The 416-nt window shown below is 64.7% G+C and carries 1 protein-coding gene; it reads right to left on the reverse strand.

Annotated elements, in window-relative coordinates; translation table 11 throughout:
• A partial coding sequence (locus AC0L23_RS40065) for a polysaccharide biosynthesis protein (RefSeq protein ID WP_473358433.1) occupies positions 1-416 on the reverse strand: 416 nt, incomplete at both ends.

A 416-nucleotide genomic window follows, 5' to 3' on the forward strand; every position in this document is an offset into this window, starting at 1 on the left:
ATCCATTTGCGCAGCGTCTGCATCGGCGGCTCGTTCGGCTGCGCGGCCATGATGCCGGCGACGCCGATCTCGCGGGTTGGCTCCTCGGAGGCGAACAGGATTTCGTGCAGCCGCTCGCCTGGCCGCATGCCCGTGAACACGATTTCGACGTCGTAGCCGGGTTGCAGGCCCGAGAGACGGATCATGCGCTCGGCGAGATCAACGATCTTCACCGGCTGACCCATGTTGAGCACGTAGACCGAGACGTCCGGACGCTGCGTTCCGAGCGCGTGCGTTGCCGCCGTGATGACGAGATCGCAGGCTTCGCGGATGGTCATGAAGTAGCGGACCATGTCGGGATGCGTGACCGTCACGGGACCGCCGGCATCGATCTGGGCCTTGAACTTTGGCACCACCGAGCCATTCGACGCCAGCAC

The organism is Bradyrhizobium sp. MI1.4, assembly GCF_055811315.1.